At 72.3% G+C, this 21,569-nt stretch carries 19 protein-coding genes; 7 read left to right on the top strand and 12 right to left on the bottom strand.

The features are described from left to right. Positions 1–32 precede the first annotated feature (32 nt). Together O2V61_RS16930 and O2V61_RS16925 are read right to left on the bottom strand one after the other, a co-directional pair. Complete coding sequence (locus tag O2V61_RS16930) at positions 33–206, bottom strand: hypothetical protein (RefSeq protein ID WP_269184436.1); 174 nt, start codon at positions 204–206, stop codon at positions 33–35. After that, positions 203–1,483, bottom strand: coding sequence for a glycerophosphodiester phosphodiesterase (locus O2V61_RS16925; protein WP_269184435.1), 1,281 nt, complete (start codon positions 1,481–1,483; stop codon positions 203–205). The genes O2V61_RS16930 and O2V61_RS16925 overlap by 4 nt, the downstream gene beginning before the upstream one ends. 119 nt (positions 1,484–1,602) lie before the next feature. Between O2V61_RS16925 and O2V61_RS16920 the strand changes: the two genes are divergently transcribed. Continuing rightward, positions 1,603–3,537: an acyl-CoA dehydrogenase family protein gene (locus O2V61_RS16920; RefSeq protein ID WP_269184434.1), complete on the top strand. Its 1,935-nt coding sequence runs from the start codon at positions 1,603–1,605 to the stop codon at positions 3,535–3,537. Positions 3,538–3,554: 17 nt separating this feature from the next. Here O2V61_RS16920 and O2V61_RS16915 read toward each other — a convergent pair whose 3' ends face one another. After that, positions 3,555–4,451 (bottom strand): MerR family transcriptional regulator, encoded by an 897-nt coding sequence (locus tag O2V61_RS16915; RefSeq protein WP_269184433.1) that lies wholly within the window; start codon positions 4,449–4,451, stop codon positions 3,555–3,557. 123 nt (positions 4,452–4,574) lie between these two features. Here O2V61_RS16915 and O2V61_RS16910 point away from each other — a divergent pair, with 123 nt between their 5' ends. Next, entirely contained in the window at positions 4,575–5,414 is an 840-nt protein-coding gene (locus O2V61_RS16910; RefSeq protein WP_269184432.1) for a tyrosinase family protein, read from the top strand. A 10-nt stretch (positions 5,415–5,424) separates the two neighbouring features. After that, entirely contained in the window at positions 5,425–5,946 is a 522-nt protein-coding gene (locus O2V61_RS16905; RefSeq protein WP_269184431.1) for a hypothetical protein, read from the top strand. 162 nt (positions 5,947–6,108) lie between these two features. Here the strand turns inward: O2V61_RS16905 and O2V61_RS16900 are convergent, their stop codons facing one another. From O2V61_RS16900 to O2V61_RS16875, 6 genes are all read right to left on the bottom strand, one after another. After that, the gene (locus tag O2V61_RS16900) at positions 6,109–7,065 is read right to left on the bottom strand and encodes a CapA family protein (protein WP_269184430.1); all 957 of its coding nucleotides are present in this window, start codon (positions 7,063–7,065) and stop codon (positions 6,109–6,111) included. A 377-nt stretch (positions 7,066–7,442) separates the two neighbouring features. Continuing rightward, positions 7,443–8,771 (bottom strand): cytochrome P450, encoded by a 1,329-nt coding sequence (locus tag O2V61_RS16895; RefSeq protein WP_269184429.1) that lies wholly within the window; start codon positions 8,769–8,771, stop codon positions 7,443–7,445. 295 nt (positions 8,772–9,066) lie between these two features. Beyond that, positions 9,067–9,753, bottom strand: coding sequence for an NADPH-dependent F420 reductase (locus tag O2V61_RS16890; RefSeq protein ID WP_269184428.1), 687 nt, complete (start codon positions 9,751–9,753; stop codon positions 9,067–9,069). Positions 9,754–9,971: 218 nt separating this feature from the next. After that, positions 9,972–11,243, bottom strand: a complete 1,272-nt coding sequence (locus O2V61_RS16885; RefSeq protein WP_269184427.1) for a glutaminase — start codon at positions 11,241–11,243, stop codon at positions 9,972–9,974. A 75-nt stretch (positions 11,244–11,318) separates the two neighbouring features. Next, on the bottom strand, positions 11,319–11,981 hold the full coding sequence (locus O2V61_RS16880) for a response regulator (protein ID WP_269184426.1): 663 nt from the start codon (positions 11,979–11,981) through the stop codon (positions 11,319–11,321). Further along, positions 11,978–13,117, bottom strand: a complete 1,140-nt coding sequence (locus O2V61_RS16875; protein WP_269184425.1) for a sensor histidine kinase — start codon at positions 13,115–13,117, stop codon at positions 11,978–11,980. The genes O2V61_RS16880 and O2V61_RS16875 overlap by 4 nt, the downstream gene beginning before the upstream one ends. A gap of 173 nt (positions 13,118–13,290) precedes the next feature. Between O2V61_RS16875 and O2V61_RS16870 the strand changes: the two genes are divergently transcribed. Next, complete coding sequence (locus tag O2V61_RS16870; protein ID WP_269184424.1) at positions 13,291–15,450, top strand: MMPL family transporter; 2,160 nt, start codon at positions 13,291–13,293, stop codon at positions 15,448–15,450. A 264-nt stretch (positions 15,451–15,714) separates the two neighbouring features. Continuing rightward, a complete protein-coding gene (locus tag O2V61_RS16865; protein ID WP_269184423.1) occupies positions 15,715–16,692 on the top strand; it encodes an AAA family ATPase in 978 nt (325 codons plus the stop codon). A gap of 111 nt (positions 16,693–16,803) precedes the next feature. On the opposite strand, the gene O2V61_RS16860 is transcribed toward O2V61_RS16865, so the two are convergent. Next, the gene (locus tag O2V61_RS16860) at positions 16,804–17,187 is read right to left on the bottom strand and encodes a VOC family protein (RefSeq protein WP_269184422.1); all 384 of its coding nucleotides are present in this window, start codon (positions 17,185–17,187) and stop codon (positions 16,804–16,806) included. 229 nt (positions 17,188–17,416) lie between these two features. Next, positions 17,417–18,220: a DUF4383 domain-containing protein gene (locus O2V61_RS16855; RefSeq protein ID WP_269184421.1), complete on the bottom strand. Its 804-nt coding sequence runs from the start codon at positions 18,218–18,220 to the stop codon at positions 17,417–17,419. Between the two features lie 628 nt (positions 18,221–18,848). Between O2V61_RS16855 and O2V61_RS16850 the strand changes: the two genes are divergently transcribed. Both O2V61_RS16850 and O2V61_RS16845 read left to right on the top strand, forming a co-directional pair. Continuing rightward, on the top strand, positions 18,849–20,078 hold the full coding sequence (locus O2V61_RS16850; RefSeq protein WP_269184420.1) for an MFS transporter: 1,230 nt from the start codon (positions 18,849–18,851) through the stop codon (positions 20,076–20,078). Next, entirely contained in the window at positions 20,078–20,482 is a 405-nt protein-coding gene (locus O2V61_RS16845) for a hypothetical protein (RefSeq protein WP_269184419.1), read from the top strand. Before O2V61_RS16850 ends, O2V61_RS16845 begins: the two co-directional genes overlap by 1 nt. A 111-nt stretch (positions 20,483–20,593) precedes the next feature. On the opposite strand, the gene O2V61_RS16840 is transcribed toward O2V61_RS16845, so the two are convergent. Next, entirely contained in the window at positions 20,594–21,490 is an 897-nt protein-coding gene (locus O2V61_RS16840) for an isocitrate lyase/PEP mutase family protein (RefSeq protein ID WP_269184418.1), read from the bottom strand. Between the last annotated feature and the right edge of the window lie 79 nt (positions 21,491–21,569).

Genomic DNA, 21,569 nt, shown 5'->3' with positions numbered 1-21,569 from the left:
TGACGGGTTGGTGCCCCGGACCTCCCGGTGCCTCAGGCGCCCTCGTCCGCCTCGGCGGAGACGACGGCTTCCTCGCGACTGCGGAACGGCCCTGCGGTGCGGCCGTCCGCGCGGCAGGTCCACCGGTGGCCGTCCGGCGTCTGCTCGATGAGGTAGCCGTCCGGGTCGGCGGGGCCGTGGCCCGGGCGTTCCTGCGGGTCGCTCATGTGACCACCACGTTCCTGAACCGGACCCCGGCGAACGCGCTGCCGAGGTGGACGACGGGCACGGGTCGGCAGGTGGCGTCCGCCACCGTCACCATCTCGCCGACGGTGTCCGCGCGGGTGAAGGTGAGCTCCGAGGCGGTGACGGTGATCCGCAGCTGGACGTACGCGCCCGGCGTGGGCGCCGTTGCTCCCGGCGAGGACGCCAGCGTGGTGGCGGCGCCGTCCACGACCCGATGGACGTCCAGGCCGCCGTCTCCCCGCAGCAGGACGCGGTAGCCGTCGGCGCCGGGCGACGAGCCGGAGGACGGTCGGTACCGGTGGTCGTCGGTGCTCAGGAAGACGAACCCACCGCTGCTGCGACACGTCCGGTCCACCCGCACGTCGAGGTTCAGCGTGAAGGTCTCGGGGTCCGGCGGGGCGAGGAAGCCCATGAGCGTGGAGTGGAGGGTGTCGGAGACGTCGAAGCCCCAGGACGAGTCGTCCGGGTGGAAGCGGCCGCGGCTGGTGTCCGGGAGCATCCCGGGCAGCCAGGTCTGATGCGTGAACAGATCCGTGGTGCGGCGGCGTCCGTCCCCGGCGATGTAGACGGGATCGTCGGAGAAGATCGCGTCCACGCCGGCGGCGATGACGGCGTCCCGCTGGTGTCGGCGGTTCACCGTGTAGGTCGCCACCTCGACCCCGGCCGCATGTGCCGCCCTGCAGACCGCCGCGGTGGTGCGACCCGCGGACGGACCGATCCAGCCGATGCCCTCGGCGGCGGCCCGGGCGACGTCGGTGCTGCCCAGCCAGATGACGCCCCACCCCCGCGAGCGCGCCAGCCGGCAGTCGTCGAGGGCGAAGGACTGGAGCAGCACGGACCCCGGGCTGACCCCGTGTCGCTCGAGCGCGTCGATCATCGGCCCCATCGCATCGCTGCTCTTGGCCTCGGCGCAGAGGAGGACGCGGTTGCCGAACTCGGTGAGCACCTCCTCGAACAGCGGCGGGCGGAGCCCGTCGGGCCAGCCTCCGCCGAGGATGACCGAGGCGTCGATCTCGAGCTGCCCCCACGACACCGAGGTGTGGTCGGCGACGTTGCCACGTGAGGTGGTCATCCGGTCCACGGTGCCGTCGTGCATGACACCGAGACCGCCGTCGGCCAGTCTCGACACGTCCTGCTCGATGACCGCCGAGCCCTGGCCCACCGCGACCCGGTAGCCCTCCATCGTGTGCTCGGGCACCTGCAGGGACCCGCCGCGGTGCGCGATGACGAACGGCCGGCTCAGGTCGGCGAAGTCCACGAGCGACCTTAAGCCCGCCGCTCGGGCCCGTGCGGCGGCACGGCCACCGCCACCCTGCTGCCGTCACCGACGGCGTCGAGAAGCGTTGTCTCACGGCGGCGCAGGGGTGATGCTGGTGCATGGCGTCGCAACCGTCGTACGAGCAGTCAAAGCAGGTCGCCGAGTCCAGCCGCGAGACCGAGTGGACCCAGCCGTCGTTCGGCAAGCAGTTGTTCCTCGGCGACTTCCGGCTCGACCTCGTCCACCCCCAACCGGAGCTCGACGTGGCCGCGGTGGAGAAGGGGGAGGCGTTCCTCGAACGCCTCCGCACGTTCCTCACCGAGCGCGTCGAACGGCAGCGGATCGAGAGCGAGGCGAAGATCCCCGACGACGTCCTCCGGGGCCTCGGGGAGCTGGGTGCGCTCGGCATGAAGATCCCCGAGGAGTATGGAGGCCTCGGGCTGAGCCAGGTGTACTACAACCGGGCGCTGGCCATGGCCGGCACATGGCACTCGTCGATCTCGACGCTGCTGTCGGCGCACCAGTCGATCGGCCTGCCCGAGCCGCTACGGCTGTTCGGCTCCGAGGAACAGAAGTGCCACTGGCTACCCAGGCTGGCCAGGGACCAGATCTCGGCGTTCCTGCTCACCGAGCCGGACGTCGGCTCGGACCCGGCGAGGATGAGCACGACTGCCGTCCCGACCGACGACGGCACCGGCTACCGGATCAACGGCACGAAGCTGTGGGCGACCAACGGCGCCATCGCCGACGTGGTCGTGGTCATGGCCGTCGTCCCGGGGTCGAACGGCCATCGGGGCGGCATCACCGCGTTCCTCTGCCCGTGTGACCGCGCGGGCATCACGGTCGAGCACCGCAACGAGTTCATGGGGCTCAGGGGCATCGAGAACTCGGTGACCCGCTTCGACGACGTCTTCGTCCCCACCGAGGACGTCATCGGCGGCGAGGGCAGGGGCCTGCGGATCGCCCTCACCACGCTCAACACCGGCCGCCTGTCGCTGCCGGCGTTCTGTTCCTCGGCGGTGAAGTACTCGCTGAAGATCGCCCGCGAGTGGTCGGCCGAGCGGAGGCAGTGGGGGCGGCCGATCGGTGAGCACGACCCGGTCGCGCAGAAGCTCGCCTGGCTGGCGGGGACGGCGTTCGGCCTCGAGGCGGTGCTCGACGTGTCCAGTCGCCTGGCCGACGACAAGCGCAACGACATCCGCATCGAAGCTGCTCTGGCCAAGCTGTACTCGTCCGAGCTCGGCTGGACCGCCGTCGACGAGATGGTCCAGATCCGCGGCGGTCGCGCCTACGAGACCGCCGAGTCGCTCGCGCGGCGCGGCGAGAAACCGGTCCCGGCCGAGCAGCTGCTGCGGGACATGCGCATCAACCGGGTCTTCGAGGGGTCCACGGAGATCATGCACCTGCTGATCGCCCGCGAGGCCGTGGACGAGCACCTGAAGGTGGCGGGGGACCTGGTGCTCGGGGAGTCCCGCCCGGCCGATCGAGCGAAGGCTGCGGTGAAGGCGGGCGCCTTCTACGCCCGGTGGCTCCCGACGCTGGCCACGGGCGCCGGTCAGCGTCGCGGCTCCTACGCCGAGTTCGGCGCGCTGGCCGAGCACCTGCGCTACGTCGAACGGCACTCTCGCAAGCTCGCCCGCTCGACCTTCTACGCGATGGGCCGCCACCGGGCGCGTCTCGAGCAGAAGGGCCACCTGCTCGGCCGGATCGTCGACATCGGCGCCGAGCTGTACGCGATCTCGTGCGCCTGCGCGTACGCGGACACCATCGGCAGCGAGCAGCCGGCCCGCCGGCAGGAGGCAGCGGAACTGGCCGACCTGTTCTGCCGTCAGGCCCGGCGTCGGGCCGATCGGCTGTTCGGGGAACTGTGGGACAACGACGACCACGACCAGTACCGGGCCGCCCAGCAGCTGCTCTCCGGTCGGTACGCGTGGTTCGAGGAGGACGTGCTCGACCCGGCCGGTGACGGTCCGATGATGCCGACGCACGAACCACCGGCCGCCGAACAGTTCGACGAGCCTGCTCCCACGGTGCCGGCCGCGCCCGCCTCGTAGGCAGCTGCCGACGGCCGTCAGGCGTTCGGCTGGGCGTCGAAGACGGTGATCGGTGGCGCAGCCGTTGCGAAGAGCGAGGTACCGACGACGACCTGACGTGCCGACTTCCCGATCATGGTCAGTCCCTCGCGAGCGCAGTGGTGCGCGAAGGCGAGCAGCTGCTGATGGTCGTGAGCGACCTCCTGGACCGGGGTGCGCTCGCCGAGGCCGTCGACTGGGAAGGTGATCTCCAGCCGACGGGGGAGGGTGCCGGTGACGACGGCGACCTCGACCCCGGCGTGCTGCTGGACGTGCGCGGCGATGTGCCGCCGTCCGGCAGCCGACAGGTCGGTGGAGCACGGGCGGGCGATCACCATGGCGGTCTGCTGGGCAGCTGCCGGGCCGGTCGTCTCGGGGACAGCGGTCCACCGGTGCGTCGCTGGGTCCAGGTCGAGGTCGGTCAGGGCTTCCTCGAACGCGGCGTCGACCGCGGGCAGGACGACGGCTTGTGCACCGAACACCTCGATGCGCTCCTGGGAATGGCCGGGGACCGGGAACCCGTACGAGACACCCGCCCAGGGCAGGGGGTCGGCCGACGTGCTCTGCGCAGACAGGCGTGCGGGATCGGAGCGGCTGATCTCCTCGGCGACGTCGAGGAAGAAGTCCTCCATGGCTCGGCGCAGGACCAGCTCCTGCCGTCGTTCGGCGTAGGGGTAGTCGGCCCAGCGCATCAACTCGGTCACCGGCACGCCCGCGCGGCGGAGGAGGTCCACCGTGATGCCCTGGCGCAACTGCGCGGGGGAGTAGCTGCGGTAGTTGGTCTGCGGGTCGACGGCGTCGGGGGACAGGACCCCTCGCTCCCCGTACAGCCGGAGCGCCTTGGCCGACAAGCCGGTCAGCGCGGTGAACTCACCGGCGCTCAGATGGGTGTGCACGGTTCTCCTGGCCTGGGTAGGGACTGTCACCAGCACAGCGTGGGCCCGGCCCCTGGGGCAAGGTCAAGGACCGTGCCGTCGGAACCCAGCAGGTGATGGACACCCCGGTCGCCAGCAGCCACGATGACCACAGGGCGGGAGCGACGCGGCGGAGGGGTGCACGTGGGGCTGCGGAAGAACGCGGAGAACCTGACGCCGGCCGAGCTGACCGACCTGCGCGAGGCGTTCCAGGCGTTCTACGAGATCGACGACGACCGCGGCCACGGCTTCTTCGCCGGGATCCACGGCCTGCCGCTCCCGGTCTACTGCGAACACGGGACCGCGCTCTTCCTGCCGTGGCACCGGGCGTACCTATACCACGTCGAACGGGCGCTCACCGCGGCCCTGCGCCGAGCACGTGGTGACGACACGGTCGAGGTGGCGCTCCCGTGGTGGGACTGGTCGTCGGCGGTCTCGCACGACCGGGGCCTGCCCACCGCGTTCCGACCCACCGCGGACGGCTCGACCAACCCGTTGAGCGCCGGTCCGGTCGTGCTCGGCTCCGACGATCTCGAACTCGTGCGGGAGAACCTGCCCGGTGCGATCAGCGAGGGCCCGGACCCCGTCACGGTGCGCGACCCGGAGGAGCCCGACGAACTGCCGCGGGACCCGACCGTGCAGCGGGCGCTGCGCGCCACGACCTTCACCGACTTCAGCCGGATCCTGGAGAGCATCCACAACGGCGTCCACGGCTGGGTCGGGGGAGCGATGTCCGCAGCGCCCACTGCGGCCTTCGACCCGGTCTTCTGGGCGCACCACTCGATGATCGACCGGCTGTGGTACCTCTGGCAGCTCTCCCCGCGCAACGGCGATCCACCGGCCAGGGTGCTCGACCGCGCGCTGCCACCGTTCCCGACGACGGTGCGCGAGACCCTGGACATCTCCAGCCTGGGTTACGAGTACGCCGCCCAGGTCATCGGCTGAGGAGGCTGCGATGGCGACCCTCGAGCAGGCACGCACCGGACGGGACGACCAGACCCGCGTCGTCGACCTCGTCTTCCCCGGCGACGTCCCCCCGGCGCCGTTCAGCCGCGCCGACCTGGTCGTCACCGGCGTCGACCACTCGAGCACGTCCTACGAGGTCCGGGTCTTCCTCAACGACCCCGACGCCACGGCCAGCACACCGCGCACGGCCGAGCAGCGCTACGCCGGCCGCTACACCGTCTTCGGCCACGGCGGGTGCTACGGCGGCGACGGGCACTGCGACGCCCCGGCCCCCGGCGAGGACCTCCGGCTCGCGCCACCGCTGACGTCCTTCGACACCTACGTCACCATCACCGGAGCCCTGCAGCGCCTCCTCGCCGCCGGCGACGCGTTGCAGACGATCACCCTGGTGCCGGTCTCCCTGACCCCGCGCCGCGCCGACCGCAGGCCTGCCCCGGAGCTCCTGCACTTCGACGACGTGACCCTGCAGACCTACCTCACGGCGACCGACGCCGACCAGATCCCCACCTGACCACTCGCCACTCGGGGTCCGAGGGGGCGACCCGCCACATGTGCACACGCTCCAGGTCAGCTCGGTGCCTGGTCCAGCTGAGCCGCGGTCCGCTGTGCAGGGGAGACGGAAGCCCCTTCTCCGCGCATGCCGACGACCCTCCCGTCCGCGACGGCGGGAGCATCAGCAGGTCGGCTCGCCGAGCTCACCGGCCGGGCTGAGCCGGACACCACACTCGCCGAAGTCGGTGCGGGAGAGACTGCGGACCAGGTCCAGCGCCTGCTGGGCGGGATCCACCTCCGGCACCCCCGGGTCGACCATCACGGTGCCGACCAGGTTCCCGGCGTCCCAGGTCCCGTCCGGGGCCAGGCGCAGCGTGAGCACCCCGCCGATGCCCGCCGGGCCGTTGTTCGAGAGGGTCTCGTAGCCGGTGAAGTTGCCCAAGCTGTAGGCGATCAGCCGACCGCGGTACCACTCCATCCCCCGCAGCACGTGGGGACCGGCACCCAGCACCGCGTCCGCCCCGGCGTCGATGACCGCGCGGGAGAAGGCCATGGGATCTCCGCGGTCCTCGCCGAGGAACATCTCGGTGCCTGGGCGGACGTGGCTCTGGTCCCGGCCCTCCCCGCCGGCGTGGATCGTGACCAGGACGAGGTCGGCGTCCTGGGCGGCCCGGCTGACGAGCTGCCGGGCGGCGGGGATGTCGAGCAGGCTCTGCGTCCAGCCGTAGGGGGCGAAGCCGACGATGGCCACGCGCAGCTCGCCCACCTGCTGCATCGTGATCTGCCCGGGCATGCCCGTGTGCTCCAGGCCCGCGTCGGTCAGCGCCGCTCGGGTGTCCCGCAGACCTGCCTCACCGAAGTCCCGCGAGTGGTTGTTGGCCAGGTTGATGACGGTGAACCCGGCGGCACCCAACGTCTCCGCGTACGACGGCGGGGTCCGGAAGGCGTAGCAGCGCGCGCTGTCTGCACCGCACTTGGTCGACGTCGTCCGGTCGGTGAGCGCCTGGTCCAGGTTCGCCAGCACGACGTCCCCGGTGAGCCGGTCGGCCACCGCGTCGAACAGGTGGCGACCGTCGTCGGGCGGCAGCGACTCGGGCGCCGAGCCCATGACGATGTCCCCCACGGCGGTGATCTCCACGCTCGTCCTGCCCGTCGCGGGCGTGGCCGCGGACTCTGCCGGGGAACGGGCGGGCGGTTCTTGCCCGGTGGCTGGGTCCGCGGCGGCACCGGCCGAACAGGCGGTGGCCGCACAGGTGGCCAGCGCGACCAGCAGGTACGTCGCCGGTCGAGCCCGGGCCGGCAGTCGGCGCAGCCCTGTCCTCACCGGATCATCGCTTCCCGGCCTCGGTGCCCGATGACGCATGGCGGCGACAGTGGCCGAACCCGGGGGCGGTGTCGGACAGGACGCCGTCTTGGCGTACGGCTACGAGGGCCTGCTCGGCGTGGCCAGCACGATCCGCTGTCGGCCGGTACACGAAGCGGCGCGGTGGACCGGGTCCTGAAGGTCCGGCGTCCTCAGGCCTGCCCGCCGAGGATCGCCGGCAGGGACTCGTGGCCACGCAGGACGACGGTGCCGCGGCGGTGCCCGGAGCCCGCGGGCCGCAGGCTGGGGAAGCGCTCGAACAGTGCCTGCAGCGCGACCTCGCCCTCCATCCGGGCGAGCGCGGCGCCGAGGCAGAAGTGGATGCCGCTGGCGAAGGCGAGGTGATCGCGGGCGTTCGCGCGCGCGACGTCGAAGACGTGCGGGTCGGGGAACACCCGCGGGTCCCGGTTGGCCGCGGCGAGCAGGAGGATCAGCCACTCGCCCTCGGCGACGGGGACCCCGTGGACGGTGGTGTGCCTCCTGGCCCGACGGCCGGTCCGCTGCACGGGGGGATCGAAGCGGAGCACCTCGTCGACCGCGTTGGGCCACAGCGACGGGTCCTCGGCGAGCCGTCGGCGCTGGTCGGGATGGGCGAACAGGAGGGCGACCCCGTTGCCGATGAGGTTGACGGTGGTCTCGAAGCCGGCGCCGACGACCAACGCGGCGGTGGCCCGCAGCTCTGTCTCGGTGAGGCCGCCACCGTCCTCGTCGACCATGGTGACCAGGCTGGAGAGCATGTCCGTGCCTGGGTCCCGGCGCAGTGACTGCAGGTGCCCCCGCCACCAGGCATCGAGCTCGACGATGCTGCGCTCGACCTCGCGGTGGGTCGACCAGTCCAGGCCCAGGTCCAGGACCGGTGCGGCGCGGTCGCCCCAGGCGAGGAACTGCTCCCGCATCGCCACCGGGACGCCGAGCATCTCGGAGATGACGGTGACCGGGAGGAGGCTGGCGTAGCGGGCCACGAGGTCCACCTGCCCGCCGTGCGCCGCGGCCTCGTCCTCGAGGCCGTCGAGGAGTTCGTCGGCGATCTCCCGGGTGCGCTCGCGCAACCCCGCGACGGCCCGGGCGCTGAACGCCCGGCTGACCAGCCGCCGGTAGCGGGTGTGCGCGGGCGGGTCGACGGCGACCATCGACGGCGGGTCGATGGGGCTCACCCCCGGTCGTGCTCCGGCCAGCCGGAGCGCCAGCCGGAACACCGACGGCAGCCTCTCGGTCTGGAACCCGCCGATCTGCCCGAAGTCCTCGCTGCGCAGCACGTCGGTGCAGACGTCGTGGTGGACGCTGATCCGGGCCAGGGCGCCGTCGGTGAACGGGGTCGCCGTCCGCAGCCGTTCGTAGTGCGGGTACGGGTCCGTGCGCAGGGCCGGGGCGACGAGCACCTGGGCGTCGGAGTTGCCTCCCCGGGCCCGGGCCCGGAGCGCCAGCCGCATCGCTCCGTGGGTGGCGCCCCAGCGGACCCCGCTGCGTACCAGTTCGTCCATGGTCCCTCGCCCGTCCCCTCCGCAATCGAGTCCCGCCCGCGGCCGGCGTGCCCCCATCGTCGCGGAGGATCCCCACCCTTTCCAGGGTCCAGGGCATCGATCGCGCGCTCACCCCAGCGACCCGGGTGCGCGACGTCCAACCCCGAGCTCATCCCCGGCTCCCGGCACCTGCCCCCGTTCATCTGGCACCGACCGGGCGCCTCGCTGCGCGGCAGCCTGTCGAGGTGTCTGGGCGCAGGAGCGGACCGGCACCGGGACCCGCCGTCGGACTCCCGGCCCTGCTCGGTGAAGGCCGTCACCTCCGGGCGGCGATGACCTCCCGGCCGCGGTCTGAGGTGGCGAATCGGTCGATCATCGCGCGCAGTTCCTCGGCGTCGACGTCGGCGCCGAAGGGCTCGGTACCCGGTTCGAGGCGCACGCCGTGCGCGAGAGGGCCGGCGACGACCGGGTCGAAGCCCAGGTCGGACACGATCCGGGCGACCACATCGAGGTCGGTCGCCTCGTCTCCGGCGATGGCGATCGCCTTCCGGCCTGGAGCGCCGACCGGGAGGGCTCCGCCCTCGAGGTCGTGGTAGCCCATGTGGTTGAACGCCTTCACCACCCGGGCGCCCGGCAGGAACGCCTGCACGACCTCGCTGGTGGAGGTCCGCGGATCGGTGAGGTCGTCGCGGATCCCGTCGACCTCCCACCAGTAGTTCATCGCGTCGATGACGAGCTTCCCGTCCAGGGCATCGACCGGCAGCGTGCGGTGCTTGCCCAGGGGCAGGGCCAGGACGACGACATCGGCCTCGAGCGCGGCGGCAGCTGCCGTGGTGGCGGTCGCTCCCGGCACGAGCACCTCGACGGTCAAGGCGATCTTCGCCGGGTCGCCCGAGCCGGCGATGAGCACGTCGTACCCGGCCGCGACCGCGAGCCGGGCCAGCACGGTGCCCACCTTCCCGGCGCCGAGGATGCCCAGCGTGCGGATCGGTTCCGTGGTCATGGGTGGTCCTCTCCTGACAGCATGAAGTTGAGCGTTCACCTGTCTCAACCGGTCGACGATGCCGATGTTCCAGCGGTCGGGGGCCGGCTCCCGGGCCGGTCAGGGAAATCGCGAGCCGGACGCGCGTGGCAGCGGATCCGGCGCGTGGTGACGCACACGGCTCACCGGGGAAGACAGCCAGGGGGGAGGAGGAGGCGGCGGGGGAGGAGGTGGCGGGGTCAGACCCGTTCGTAGCCCTCCAGCGCCGCCAGTGATGTCCATCGTTCCGGGAGCCGCACGACCGCCTGCTCGGACAGGTGCAGGACGTGGTCCGGATCGAGCAGTGCCACGTCGGCACCGTCCAGCTGCAGACGGCGGAGCATCTCCGCGAGCATCCGCCGAGCGACGTCGTTCACCGACGACACCCGCCGGAGATCCAGGACGAACACCGCGATGGGCATGCCGTCGGTCACCGTCCGCAGCACCCGTTCCACGCTGCCGAACTGCAGCGAGCCCTGCAGGCTGCAGACGCGGGCGAGGGAGCCGTCCGGCCCACGGAGCGTGCGGTCCCGCCGAACCGTCGACCGTGCCGGCTCCGGGGCCTGCATGATGTGCAGCCCCATGTCGGCGGACATGCGGGTGCAGATCCGGACGCCCCGCGTGCTGGTGCCGTGGGAGTCCAGCCTCGGCGAGAAGACGGCCATCCCGAGCTGCCCGGGCAGCGCCCCCAGGATGCCGCCGGAGACGCCGCTCTTCGCCGGGAACCCGACCGTGGTCATCCAGTCCCCGGCAGCGTCGTACATGCCGCAGCTCATCATCACGCTCAGCACCTGTCGGGCCACCTGCTCCGGCACGACCTGCTTGCCGGTGGTGGGCTGCACACCACCCGCGGCCAGCGTGGCCCCCATGGTCGCCAGATCACTCGTGGTCACCGAGATGGCGCACTGCTGGGTGTACCCGTGGACCACGTCCCGCGGGTGCTGGGAGATCACGCCGTAGCTGCGCAGCATGTTGGCGATGGCCAGGTTGCGGTAGGCCTGCGACATCTCCGACTCGTAGATCGTGCGGTCCACGTGCAGTTCCCGGCCTGCGAAGTCCGACATCAGTCGCCGGACCCGCTCCACTCGGGTGTCGACGTCGTCCCCGGGGTCGCCGACCAGGGCGTGTGCCGCGAGCGCCCCGGCGTTGATCATGGGATTGCGAGGCCGCCTCGAGTCCCGCTCCAGCGAGAGCTCGTTGAACGCCTCGCCGCTGGGTTCCACGCCGATCCGGTCCAGGACGTGGTCCAGCCCGTGCTCGGCCAAGGCCAGGGCGTAGACGAACGGCTTCGAGATCGACTGGATGGAGAACTCGGTGTCGCTGTCGCCGGCGCGGTAGAGAGTCCCGTCGATCGTGGACAGGCAGACGGCGAGCCGGTCCGGGTCGGCCGACGCCAGCTCGGGGATGTAGTCCGCGAGGGCGCCCGCGTCGTCGCCGCAGGCGTGCAGGATCTCCGTCAGATAGTCGGGCACCGGTGATCTCACTGAATCCGTCTCCCATCGCTGGCGCGATGAGGACCCTTCCACGTGCACTGTCCGTGCTGGCGTTCAGGCGCCCGGCTCGACGAGCCCCGCCTCGTAGGCGAACACCACCACCTGGGCGCGGTCGCGCAGGCCGAGCTTGGTGAGCACGCTCGACACGTGCGACTTCACCGTCGCCGCGCCGATGTACAGCTCGCGCGCGATCTCGGCGTTGCTCCGCCCCCTCGCGACGGCGGTCACGACGTCGCGCTCGCGGGCGGTCAGGCTCTCCAGCCGTCCGGCGAGGGCGGTGTCGGGCGCGCGCTGCGCCGCGAACCGCTCGATCAGCCGCCGGGTGATCGACGGCGCGAGCAGCGCGCCGCCGTCGGCGACCGTGCGGACGGCGACGACGAGCTGGTCGGGCGGCAGGTCCTTGAGGACGAAGCCGCTCGCTCCCGCGCGCAGCGCCCGGTAGACGTACTCGTCCGGCTCGAAGGTCGTGAGGATGAGCACCCGCACCGCGTCGCCGAGCTCGGCGACGATCCGCGCCGTGGCCTCCAGGCCGTCCATCTCCGGCATGCGGATGTCCATCAGCACGACGTCGGGCCGGTGCCGGCGGGCGACGTCGATCGCCTCGACGCCGGTCCCGGCCTCCGCGACGACGTCGATGTCCGGCTGGTGGTTCAGCACCATCGCGAACGCGCCACGCACGAGCGCCTGGTCGTCGACGACGGCCACCCGGATCGTCATGCCGCCCCACCGTCGAGCGGCAGGCGGGCCCGCGCGGCGAACCCGCCGTCCGGACGCGGGCCGACGTCGAGGGAGCCGCCGAGCAGCTGCGCCCGCTCGCGCATGCCGACGATGCCGTGCCCGGCGCCGGGCAGCGACGTCGCCCCGCTGCCGTCGTCGCGCACCTCGACGACGAGGTCCCGTCCCTCGGTCGTGAGCCGGACGCCGGTGCGCGCGCCGGGACCCGCGTGCTTCACCACGTTCGTCAGGGACTCCTGCACGATGCGGTACGCCGACAGCTCCACCCGCGCGGGCAGCCCGGGGGTCACGCCGTCGATGTCCAGGTCGACGTCCAGACCCGCTTCGCGCATCCGCGCCACCAGCGCAGGGAGGTCGGCCAGACCCGGTTGCGGCTCGGTGTCGCCGGGTGCGGCCGAAGGACGCAGCACGCCGAGCAGGTGACGCAGCTCGTCCAGCGCCTGTCGGCCGGCCTCCTCGACCGCGCCCATGGCGCGCGCCGCCGCCTCCGGGTCGGCGGACGCGACGGTCTTCGCCGCGCCGGCCTGGACCGTCATCAGGCTCACCCGGTGCGCGACGACGTCGTGCAGCTCGCGAGCGATGCGGGACCGCTCCTCGGTCACGATGCGACGCTCCCGCTCCCGCAGCTCGCGCTCCTCCAGCAGGGCGCGCTCGGCGCGGAGCCGCAGCCGACGTCCGACGTACCAGACGGCGAAGAAGATGACGACGCCGAACCCGACCCCGCTCCACGGGACGTCGCCGGTGACCCCGTCGAGCACGAGCACGACGAGCGCGACGTCGACCCCGACGTGGCCCCACCGCTCGACGGACCCGTAGCGCCCGAGGGCGTAGAGCGCGAAGAGCGCATGGCCGCCGAGGTCGGCGTGGCCGCTGCCGAGGGTCAGCGCCCACGCGGCGAGGACGACGGCGAGGACGACGACAGGTGCGTGGCGGCGCCAGTACAGCGCGCCGCTGCCGACGGCGAACAGCAGCACGACCCAGAGCGGGACGTCGCCGAGGTCGCGCAGCACCCACGAGTCGTCCGGCCCGGTCGTGAAGAACAGCGTGAGCCCGAACAGCACCCCGGCGAGGACGGCGTCGGCCGCCCGCGGCCAGCGCATGAACGGGCCGGGTCGCATGCGCTGAACGTAGGCGCGCCCGGCGCTGCTGTCGCCGGTCCGGAGGCGGGCACCGGTCTCCTCCTCCAGGGGGAGACAGCGCCGCGTTGAACCCGTCCCGCGCCGGGCGACGGCAGCGCGGCGCGCGCGGACAGTCCGAGGTGACCGACTCCTCCCGACTCCCTGGAGCGACCATGAACGGCTGGATCCGACGGATCGGCACCGCGAGCGCCCGCCGCCCGAAGCGGACGATCGGCGCCTGGGCCCTGCTCGCCGCACTCGTCGTCGCGCTCTCGGGCACGCTCGGCGGCGCCTACCTCGACGACCTGACCGTGCGTGGCAGCGACAGCGCCGCCGCCACCGAGCTGCTCGAGCAGGGCTTCCCCGAGGCGGCCGTCGGCTCCGCCGTCGCGGTGTTCGCGGCGCCCGAGGGCGAGCTCCTCACCGGCTTCCGGGACGACGTCGAGGCGACGCTCGTCCAGCTGCGCGCGGTGGAGCGCGTCACCGCGGTGACCGATCCCTTCGCGAGCGGCGCCGTCTCGCCCGACGGGCGGATCGGCTTCGCCGACATCGTGCTGGACGCGCCGTCCGGAGAGGTCGGGCCAGAGCCGGCCGAGGCGCTCGCCGCGGCCCTCGCCTCGGCGCGCGACGCCGGGCTCACCGCTGAGGTCGGCGGTGAGGCGGTGTTCCTCAACAGCGAGCCCGAGCCGTCGGGCGCCGAGGCGGTCGGCGTCCTCGTCGCGCTGGTCGTCCTCGTCGTCGCCTTCGGCACGGTGGTGGCCGCGCTCGTGCCGATCGCGCTGGCGCTGGTCGCGGTGGCGGTCGGGCTCAGCGGCATCACGCTGCTCGCCGGCGCGATGGACGTCTCCACCTCCGGGCCCGTGATCGCCGCGATGGTCGGGCTCGGCGTCGGCATCGACTACGCGCTGTTCCTGGTGTCCCGCTACCGCGAGAACCGGATCGCCGGCCAGGACAACGCGACGGCCCTGTCCGCCGCGATGGGCACCTCCGGCACCGCGGTGTTCTTCGCCGGCGTCACCGTGGTGCTCGCCATGGCTGCCCTCGTGCTGACCGGCATGGGCGTGCTCGCATCGATCGGGCTCGCGACGTCGCTCGTCGTGCTGTTCGCCGTGGCGACGGCGCTCACCCTGCTCCCCGCGCTGCTGTCGCTGCTCGGCGACCGCGTCGACGCCGGTCGGGTGGTCGGTCGGCGGCGTCCTGCGCTCCCCGTCGAGGCGACCGTCTGGTGGCGGCTGTCCCACCGCATCTCCGCGCGGCCCTGGCCGTACCTGGTCGTGGCGTCGGTGCTGCTCCTGACGCTGGCCGCGCCCGCGCTGTCGATGAGGACCGGCTTCCCCGACGCCGGCGACGCGCCGGTGGGCGCCACGCACCGGCAGGCGCACGACCTGCTCGCCGAGGGCTTCGGGCCCGGCATGAACACGCCGCTGCTCGTCGTCGCCGACCTCTCCGGCTCCGGCCTGGGCGTGGACGACGTCCCGCTGCTCGCCGAGCGCATCGGGGCCGATCCCGGCATCGGCTCGGTCGCCGAGGCGAGGCTCTCCACGGACGGCGACACCGCGGTGCTGACGGCGCTGCCGACCACCGCGCCGGCGGACCCGGCCACCGCGCAGACGCTGGAGCGGATCCGGTCCGGCGCGCCCGACGGCGTGCACGTGACCGGCCAGGCCGCCCTCGCGATCGACCTGGACACCTCGCTCAGCTCGACCCTGCCGCTGCTCCTGGGGTCGGTCCTGGCCGCGTCGTTCCTGCTGCTGGTCGTGGTGTTCCGGTCCGTCACGGTCGCCCTGAAGGCCGTGGTCATGAACCTGCTGTCGATCGGCGCGGCCTACGGCGTCGTCGTCGCGGTCTTCCAGTGGGGCTGGCTCGGCGGCCTGATCGGGCTCGAGGGCACCTACCTCATCGCCTCGCCGCTGCCGGCCATCTTCTTCGCCGTGCTGTTCGGCCTGTCGATGGACTACGAGGTCTTCCTCGTCTCGCGCATCCGCGAGGCCTACGACGCCACCGGGGACAACGTCGAGGCGGTCGCACGCGGGCTGGCGTCGAGCGCCCGCGTCATCACCTGCGGAGCGCTGATCATGACGGCGGTGTTCCTGTCGTTCGTCGCGACCCCGGAACCGTTCGTGAAGATGATCGGCCTGGGGCTCGCCGTCGCGATCGCGCTCGACGCGACGCTGGTGCGCATGGTGCTCGTGCCGGCGACGATGGCGCTGCTGGGCACGGCCAACTGGTGGCTGCCGGGGTGGCTCGACCGGCTGCTCCCCGTGGTGCGGGTGGAGGGTGAGGTCGAGGCCGCTCCGGCGAGCCCCGCACCGGTGCCGGTGCCGGTCGGCTGAGCAGGCGCGACATCGCACGGGCCACGTCGCGGCAGGCCCGCCGCGACGTGGTCCGGCGCGATGTCGTCGATCATGTCCGCCTGGCCGCCGACCGGTCCCGGCCGACCCCGACGCACGCGTGACCGAGCCGAGGTGCGACCCAGTGGAGTGAGGACGGCCGGCGGGGCGTGAGTTCGCGCAGGCCCGCGTGACCGACCCCACCGACGACCCAGTCCGGGGAACTGGCGATGGGCTCGCTACCTCCACGGCCCATAGGCTGCCGGCATGGCTTCCAACCGCAAGCCACTCGACGACCTGCGTGAGACCGTCGGTCGGCTGGGAGATCAACTCCCGCGGTCCGGTCTGCGGGGCGTGGACGGCCTGGTGAGCGACCTCTTCGGCGGCCGCCCCGTACCCGCTCGGCCGCTGGTGGCGATCCAGGCGGAGCTCGATGGGCTCATCGGGCTCGACGCGGTGAAGGAGCAGGTGCGGGCGCTCGTCGCCTTCCTGCAGGTGCAGGCGCGCCGCAAGGCGCACGGCCTGCCCGAGGCGGCGACGTCCCAGCACCTGGTCTTCCTCGGGAACCCAGGTACGGGCAAGACCACGGTGGCGCGGCTCCTGGCCGAGACGTACCGGGCGGTCGGCTTGCTGCAGAAGGGCCACCTGGTGGAGGTCGATCGGGCTGCCCTGGTCGGGCAGTACGTCGGTGCGACCGCGATCAAGACCGACCGCGTGATCCGCCGGGCGCTCGACGGCGTCCTGTTCATCGACGAGGCGTACTCGCTGTCCCCGGAGGGCGACGGCCGGCTGGACTTCGGGCCGGAGGCGATCGAGGTCCTGCTCAAGCGCATGGAGGACCACCGCCACCGCCTGGTGGTGATCGTGGCCGGCTATCCCCGGCTGATGGAGCAGTTCCTGCTCTCGAACCCCGGCCTCCGCTCACGGTTCGCCCGCGAGATCGAGTTCCCCGACTACTCGACGGAGGAACTCGAAGCGATCTTCACCAACGTCCTGGCTCAGCACGAGTACGTGCTCGAGGCTGGCGCCGAGGTGACGCTCCGCCGCACCCTCGGCGGCCTCACCTCGGATCAGGAGTCCGGTAACGCGCGCTTCGCTCGCACGCTGTTCGAGCAGGCCCTCAACCGCCAGGCGCTGCGGCTGACGCGGGACAAGGGCCGGAGCGTGGATGCGCTCGACCGTGCCGACGTGTCGACGCTCACCGCGAGCGACATCGCCGAGGCTGCGCACACGCTGGGCGAGTAGCCGACGTGTGGAGCCGAACTCTCCGGTGACCACGCTGGCTCGGTGGGCGACACCTCGGCGATCCCGCCGGTGGTGGGCCGGCATGCCCGGTCGGTGTGCCCTGATCTGGGTTCAGCGCTGGTCGCGGCGCAGCGGGTGGTCGTCGGGGACCTCGACCACGGCGATCCGGACGCCGTCGGGGTCTTCGATCCACATCTCGACCAGTCCCCAGGGCTCTGTCCGAGGCGGTCGCGTGATCGTGACACCGGCGTCCGCCAGCCGCTCGTGTTCCCGGGCGACGTCCCGTACCTGCAACCAGAGGCCCAGTCCCGCAGGTGGCTGCTCGGCGTGACCGGAGACCTCCAGCAGGCCGTTGCCGAGGAAGTAGACGACGCCGCGATGCTCCGGTGGGCCGAACTCCCGGTACACGGCCAGGCCGAGGACGTCGCCGTAGAACGCGTGTGACCGCGCCGGCTCGGTCGGTCGCAGCAGGATGCGGCTGCTCAACACCTCCATCGCAACATCTTCCGTCAGGCGTGCCGGTTGCTCCGCGGAAAGGTGCGCCGCCACTGACTTCACGCATCGGACGAGCGGTCTCGCGGGGTCCGCGGGTCGGTGGCGCTGGACCTGCTCCGAGGCACCACCCTGGTGCTCGGCGCCTTCGACAGCACGCATGGTCACCACGGCGGTGTCCCAGGGGGACTCGGCACTTCCGCACACGCCTGCCCCCGAGTGAACGGATCCGTCAGCCGGGGCCCGGACCTCTTCGACGCCAGGGCATGCGCCAGCCCGGTCGCGGGTGGGGGAGCGCCGTCCCAGGACCCGGTGACGTCCCGTCCCGGCGATCCCTGTCCCGACCCGCCGAGTCGAGCTCCATCCAGACCCGGCGTCGATCCTGGCGGTTGTGCACCCGGGCCATCGCTTCGACGCGGCGGTGCTGCTCCGGAGTGGCGGCGTGCTGGACGACGGCCATCTCGGCCTCGCGCATCGCCTCTTCGGCGGCGACCTCCTCCGGGGTCCTGGGGCGTTCGTCGACGACGTCCGCATCGTCGGTCGAGGGGTGGGCGTACGGGCTGTCGGACGGGAGGTTGCCACTGATCCGGCCGTAGGCCCCGAAGAGCAGCATGGGCAGTCCGACGACGACGGAGAAGACGACGTTGCTCATCTCGAAGGCCAGCCAGTTGAAGCGGGTCCCGATGACGATCGCGTTCACCAATGCCGACAGCAGGAACAGCGGGCCGAGGATGAGCATCACCGTCGATGCGGTGCGTGCACTGCGGACGGCGGCGGCGAGGAGCACGACGGCGACGACCACCGAGAGGGTGGACAGCAGGCCGTTGGAGGACATCCCCAGGACCGATTGACCACGCGTCGAGAAGAACGCTTGGTCGCTGGCGAAGCCCAGCAGGCCGAAGAGCAGGAGGAACAGGGCCACGAGAACGGCGCCGGCGCGCTGCACGGCGTACACACGGGCGCCGAGATGCGGCGGGTCCTCGGACTGTGCGGAGGTGGTGTTCTGGCGGTGGGGGAGGTGCAGTCGCTGTGCCATGGGGAGCTCCGGTGGGAGGGGACGCTCCGGGGTGCTCGGACCCCTCCCATTCTCCCCCTTGAGGATCCGAAAGCCACGTCATCTCGAGGTCTCGGTCCGCACTGAAGTTCCCCGCATGCCCGTCGCTGACGACGCGGGACCACTCCGCCCGGATCGGGCTCGTCCTCGAGCCGTTCGAGCGTTCCCCGCTGTTCCAGGCAGGCGGGGTCGGAGAGCCACCTCCCCGTTGAGTTGACCCATCGCCCATGGGGAGGGCCAGTGGGGTCCGAGGCCTTGGCCTGCATGCCAGGCGACGTGGCCCTCCAGGCATCGAGCGGACGGTCCTCGTGCTCGTCCCTCGTCCGTGCCCGGTGCCTGCTCATCGTCGGACGCCTGATGTGGCAGGGTCGTGACGGTGCCCGCTCGCTCGGGACGTGGTGGTGGACGGTCAGGTTCCCCGCTTCGACGTCGGACGAGGGGGACCATGAGCGGAGAGGCCATCCGGCACGTCGACGAACGCTGCGATGAGCCGGGACGGACACCGGCCGCACCGGAGCCGGCCCCGCCACCCGAGGTACCGGTACCGGCGGTCCCGGTCCCGGGGGAGACAGCCCTCCCGGTGCCACCGGAGACCTCGCCTCTCGGCGCGATGGCGATCCTGCGGATCGGCGGCTTCCTGGTCCTCTACCTCAACGCCGTCGCGGTCTTCCTGGGCGTCATGGCGCAGGCGATCGCCCGCGGCTGGCTGGCGTACGAGCTGACCGGGTCGAACGCTGCGCTGGGCGGGATCCTGCTGGCCTTCGGCGTGGCCCTGCTGCTGGCCACCCCGTGGGGTGGCGTGGCCGCCGACCGGCTGCCCAAACGGCTGGTGCTGCAGCTCTCGGTGCTCATGCTGGCGGTGTCGAGCGCCTGGATCGGGCTGGCCGTCGTCTTCGACGTCATCGCCTACTGGATGCTGCTCGGTGCGAGCGTGCTGCAGGCCGTGGGTTTCGCCCTGTTCGGTCCCGCCCGGATGGCCTTCCTCGCCGAGCTGGTCCCGCGTGCGTCGGTGCCGCAGGCCGTCTCGCTGTTGCTGGTCAATGCCGAGGTGAACCGGGTGGTCGGTCCGGCGCTGGCCGGCGTGGTCATCGGTTCGGTGGCCTGGGGCGTCGAGGCGGTCTTCCTGTTCAGCGCGGTCCTGGCGATCGTCGGGGTGCTCCTCACCGCCGCCCTCCCGGTCGGGCGGCGCGGGGAGCCCTCCGGCCGGTCCCCACTGGGCGAACTCGCCGATGGCCTGCACTACGTCCGCCGGCACCCCGAGCTCGGCGCCCTGGTGTGGTGCGGCATCGGCGTCACGATGATGGGGATGCCCTACCTGGCCTTCATGCCGACCATCTCCAGCGATCTGTTCGGCCTCGGCTCGGTCGGCTACGGGGTCCTGTCGGCGACGTCCGCGGTCGGCGGGGTCGCAGCCGGTCTGCTCCTGGGGCGGCGCAGCTCATGGGTCCGGCAGACGCGGGTCCTGGTGGCCTCGGGCGCCGTCTTCGGCATCGCCGTCTGCTCGCTGGCGATCGCGCCCAACGCCTACGTCGCGGTGGCCGTGCTCCTTGCCGTCGGCGCGGCGATGCTCGCCTTCCAGACCACCAACCAGTCGCAGCTCCTCGCCCTGTCGGACACGGAGTACCACGGGCGGGTGCAGGGCCTGGTCATGCTCAGCTTCGGCGCCTTCGGCATCGCCGCACTTCCGCTGGGCCTGCTCGCCGACGTCATCGGGTTGCGCTGGACGCTCGCGGGGATGGGCGTCGCAGTCATCGCCTTCGTGGTCGGCTATGCGGTCGTCAGCCGGCGGAGGACGACGGTCACGCACCGGTTGGCCGATCGTCCGACGCCTTCAGGTTGATGTCATGGCCGGCGACGGTCGCCTCGTCGCAGACCGGGACTGTCCAGTTCCTCGAGGACTGGCTCACCCTGTTCGACCCACAGTCGCTCGAGGTCCTCGGCCATGTGCCGGCCCTGGACCAGGCCGACGCGCCGATCGATCTCGACTCTCACGACGTGGCCGTCGCCGCCGGGACGAACCTGGCGCTCGACGGTGACATCATCGCCGTTCGGCTCCCCGAGGAGCTCGGCGAGCCTGGGGGCATCGACGTGACCACGGTGGTGAGCCAGGCGAAGGCACCGGTCATCAGCGACGTACCCGTCGTGAGGGCACCGGTGGTCGTCGGCGACCGGGTGTGGTGGAGCGGAAGCGGCGGGACCGTTCCCGTGACTCTCGAGGACCGGGATCTCGACGGATCCGGCTGAGCTCACGGACCGTCGACACCGGCCGAGCCCACGTTCGTGCAGCGGCGCAGACGCCGCTCATCAGCAGCCGGGAAGTCACCGATGTCCCTGGCCGGTCCTGTCCGGCGACGGTCAGGGGCCGGAGAAGCGCTGCTCCAGCTGCTGCACCTCGGGCAGGCCGATCAGGTCGGTGAACTCGCCGAAGGTCGGCACCGCGTCCAGGGCCGCCGTCGGCACCCCGTCGCGCCTGAGGCTGGCCAGCAGCGAGCGGATGCCGGCGGTGGCGGCCAGCAGGGTGCCGATCGGGTAGATCACGAGGGAGAACCCGAGCTCGGTGATCCGCTCCAGCGTCAGCGGTGGCGTCTTCCCGCCCTCGGCCCAGTTGAACACCAGCGGGGCCACGCCGCGCAGCTCGGTGGCCACCCGCTCGATGTCGGCCTCCGACGTCGGTGCCTCCACGAACAGCACGTCGGCGCCGGCCGCGGCGAACGCCCGCGCCCGGGCGATGGCGTCGTCTGTGCCGGTGACGGCGACGGCGTCGGTGCGGGCGATGATCAGCAGGTCGGGGTCGCGCCGGGCCTCGACGGCGGCCCGGATCTTGCCGGCCATCTCGTCGGTGCTGATCAGCAGCTTGCCGCTCATGTGCCCGCACTTCTTGGGCATCACCTGGTCCTCGAGCTGGATCCCCGCGACGCCGGCCTGCTCGTAGAGCTGCACGGTCCGGACGACGTTGAGGGCGTTGCCGTAGCCGGTGTCGGCGTCAGCGATCACCGGCACGTCGACGGCGGACACGATCCGCCGGGCGTTGTCGACCATCTCCGCCCCGCTGAGCAGCCCCACGTCGGGGCGGCCGATCAGCGACGCAGTCGTCCCGAAGCCGGTCATGTACACGACGTCGAAGCCGGCCTGCTCGACCAGGCGGGCGCTCAGCGCGTCGTAGGCGCCGGGGGCGAGCAGCGGCTCCGGGCCCTCCACGAGCTCGCGCAGGCGAGCCCGCGATGTCCGTCCGTTTCCCAGCAGCTCCGCCACGTCGGCCCCCTCTTGTATGCAGTCACACGGAATTTACGGGGAGGCGTTGCCTCCCCGCAGTCTGCGGCCCTAGGTTTGC

Origin of the sequence: Modestobacter sp. VKM Ac-2985, from assembly GCF_026967925.1 — a bacterium.
Classification (GTDB): domain Bacteria; phylum Actinomycetota; class Actinomycetes; order Mycobacteriales; family Geodermatophilaceae; genus Modestobacter.
The sequence above is the reverse complement of the archived record's forward strand: the minus strand, read 5'-3'. Positions and strand labels throughout refer to the sequence as shown.

What these genes read in the sequence shown, in the direction of transcription:
- O2V61_RS16930 (WP_269184436.1), bottom strand. Translation starts at nt 206, where the DNA reads ATGAGCGACCCGCAGGAACGCCCGGGCCACGGCCCCGCCGACCCGGAC.
- O2V61_RS16920 (WP_269184434.1), top strand. Translation starts at nt 1,603, where the DNA reads ATGGCGTCGCAACCGTCGTACGAGCAGTCAAAGCAGGTCGCCGAGTCC.
- O2V61_RS16910 (WP_269184432.1), top strand. Translation starts at nt 4,575, where the DNA reads ATGACCACAGGGCGGGAGCGACGCGGCGGAGGGGTGCACGTGGGGCTG.
- O2V61_RS16905 (WP_269184431.1), top strand. Translation starts at nt 5,425, where the DNA reads ATGGCGACCCTCGAGCAGGCACGCACCGGACGGGACGACCAGACCCGC.
- O2V61_RS16895 (WP_269184429.1), bottom strand. Translation starts at nt 8,771, where the DNA reads ATGGACGAACTGGTACGCAGCGGGGTCCGCTGGGGCGCCACCCACGGA.
- O2V61_RS16890 (WP_269184428.1), bottom strand. Translation starts at nt 9,753, where the DNA reads ATGACCACGGAACCGATCCGCACGCTGGGCATCCTCGGCGCCGGGAAG.
- O2V61_RS16880 (WP_269184426.1), bottom strand. Translation starts at nt 11,981, where the DNA reads ATGACGATCCGGGTGGCCGTCGTCGACGACCAGGCGCTCGTGCGTGGC.
- O2V61_RS16875 (WP_269184425.1), bottom strand. Translation starts at nt 13,117, where the DNA reads ATGCGACCCGGCCCGTTCATGCGCTGGCCGCGGGCGGCCGACGCCGTC.
- O2V61_RS16870 (WP_269184424.1), top strand. Translation starts at nt 13,291, where the DNA reads ATGAACGGCTGGATCCGACGGATCGGCACCGCGAGCGCCCGCCGCCCG.
- O2V61_RS16865 (WP_269184423.1), top strand. Translation starts at nt 15,715, where the DNA reads ATGGCTTCCAACCGCAAGCCACTCGACGACCTGCGTGAGACCGTCGGT.
- O2V61_RS16860 (WP_269184422.1), bottom strand. Translation starts at nt 17,187, where the DNA reads ATGGAGGTGTTGAGCAGCCGCATCCTGCTGCGACCGACCGAGCCGGCG.
- O2V61_RS16855 (WP_269184421.1), bottom strand. Translation starts at nt 18,220, where the DNA reads ATGGCACAGCGACTGCACCTCCCCCACCGCCAGAACACCACCTCCGCA.
- O2V61_RS16850 (WP_269184420.1), top strand. Translation starts at nt 18,849, where the DNA reads ATGGCGATCCTGCGGATCGGCGGCTTCCTGGTCCTCTACCTCAACGCC.
- O2V61_RS16845 (WP_269184419.1), top strand. Translation starts at nt 20,078, where the DNA reads ATGTCATGGCCGGCGACGGTCGCCTCGTCGCAGACCGGGACTGTCCAG.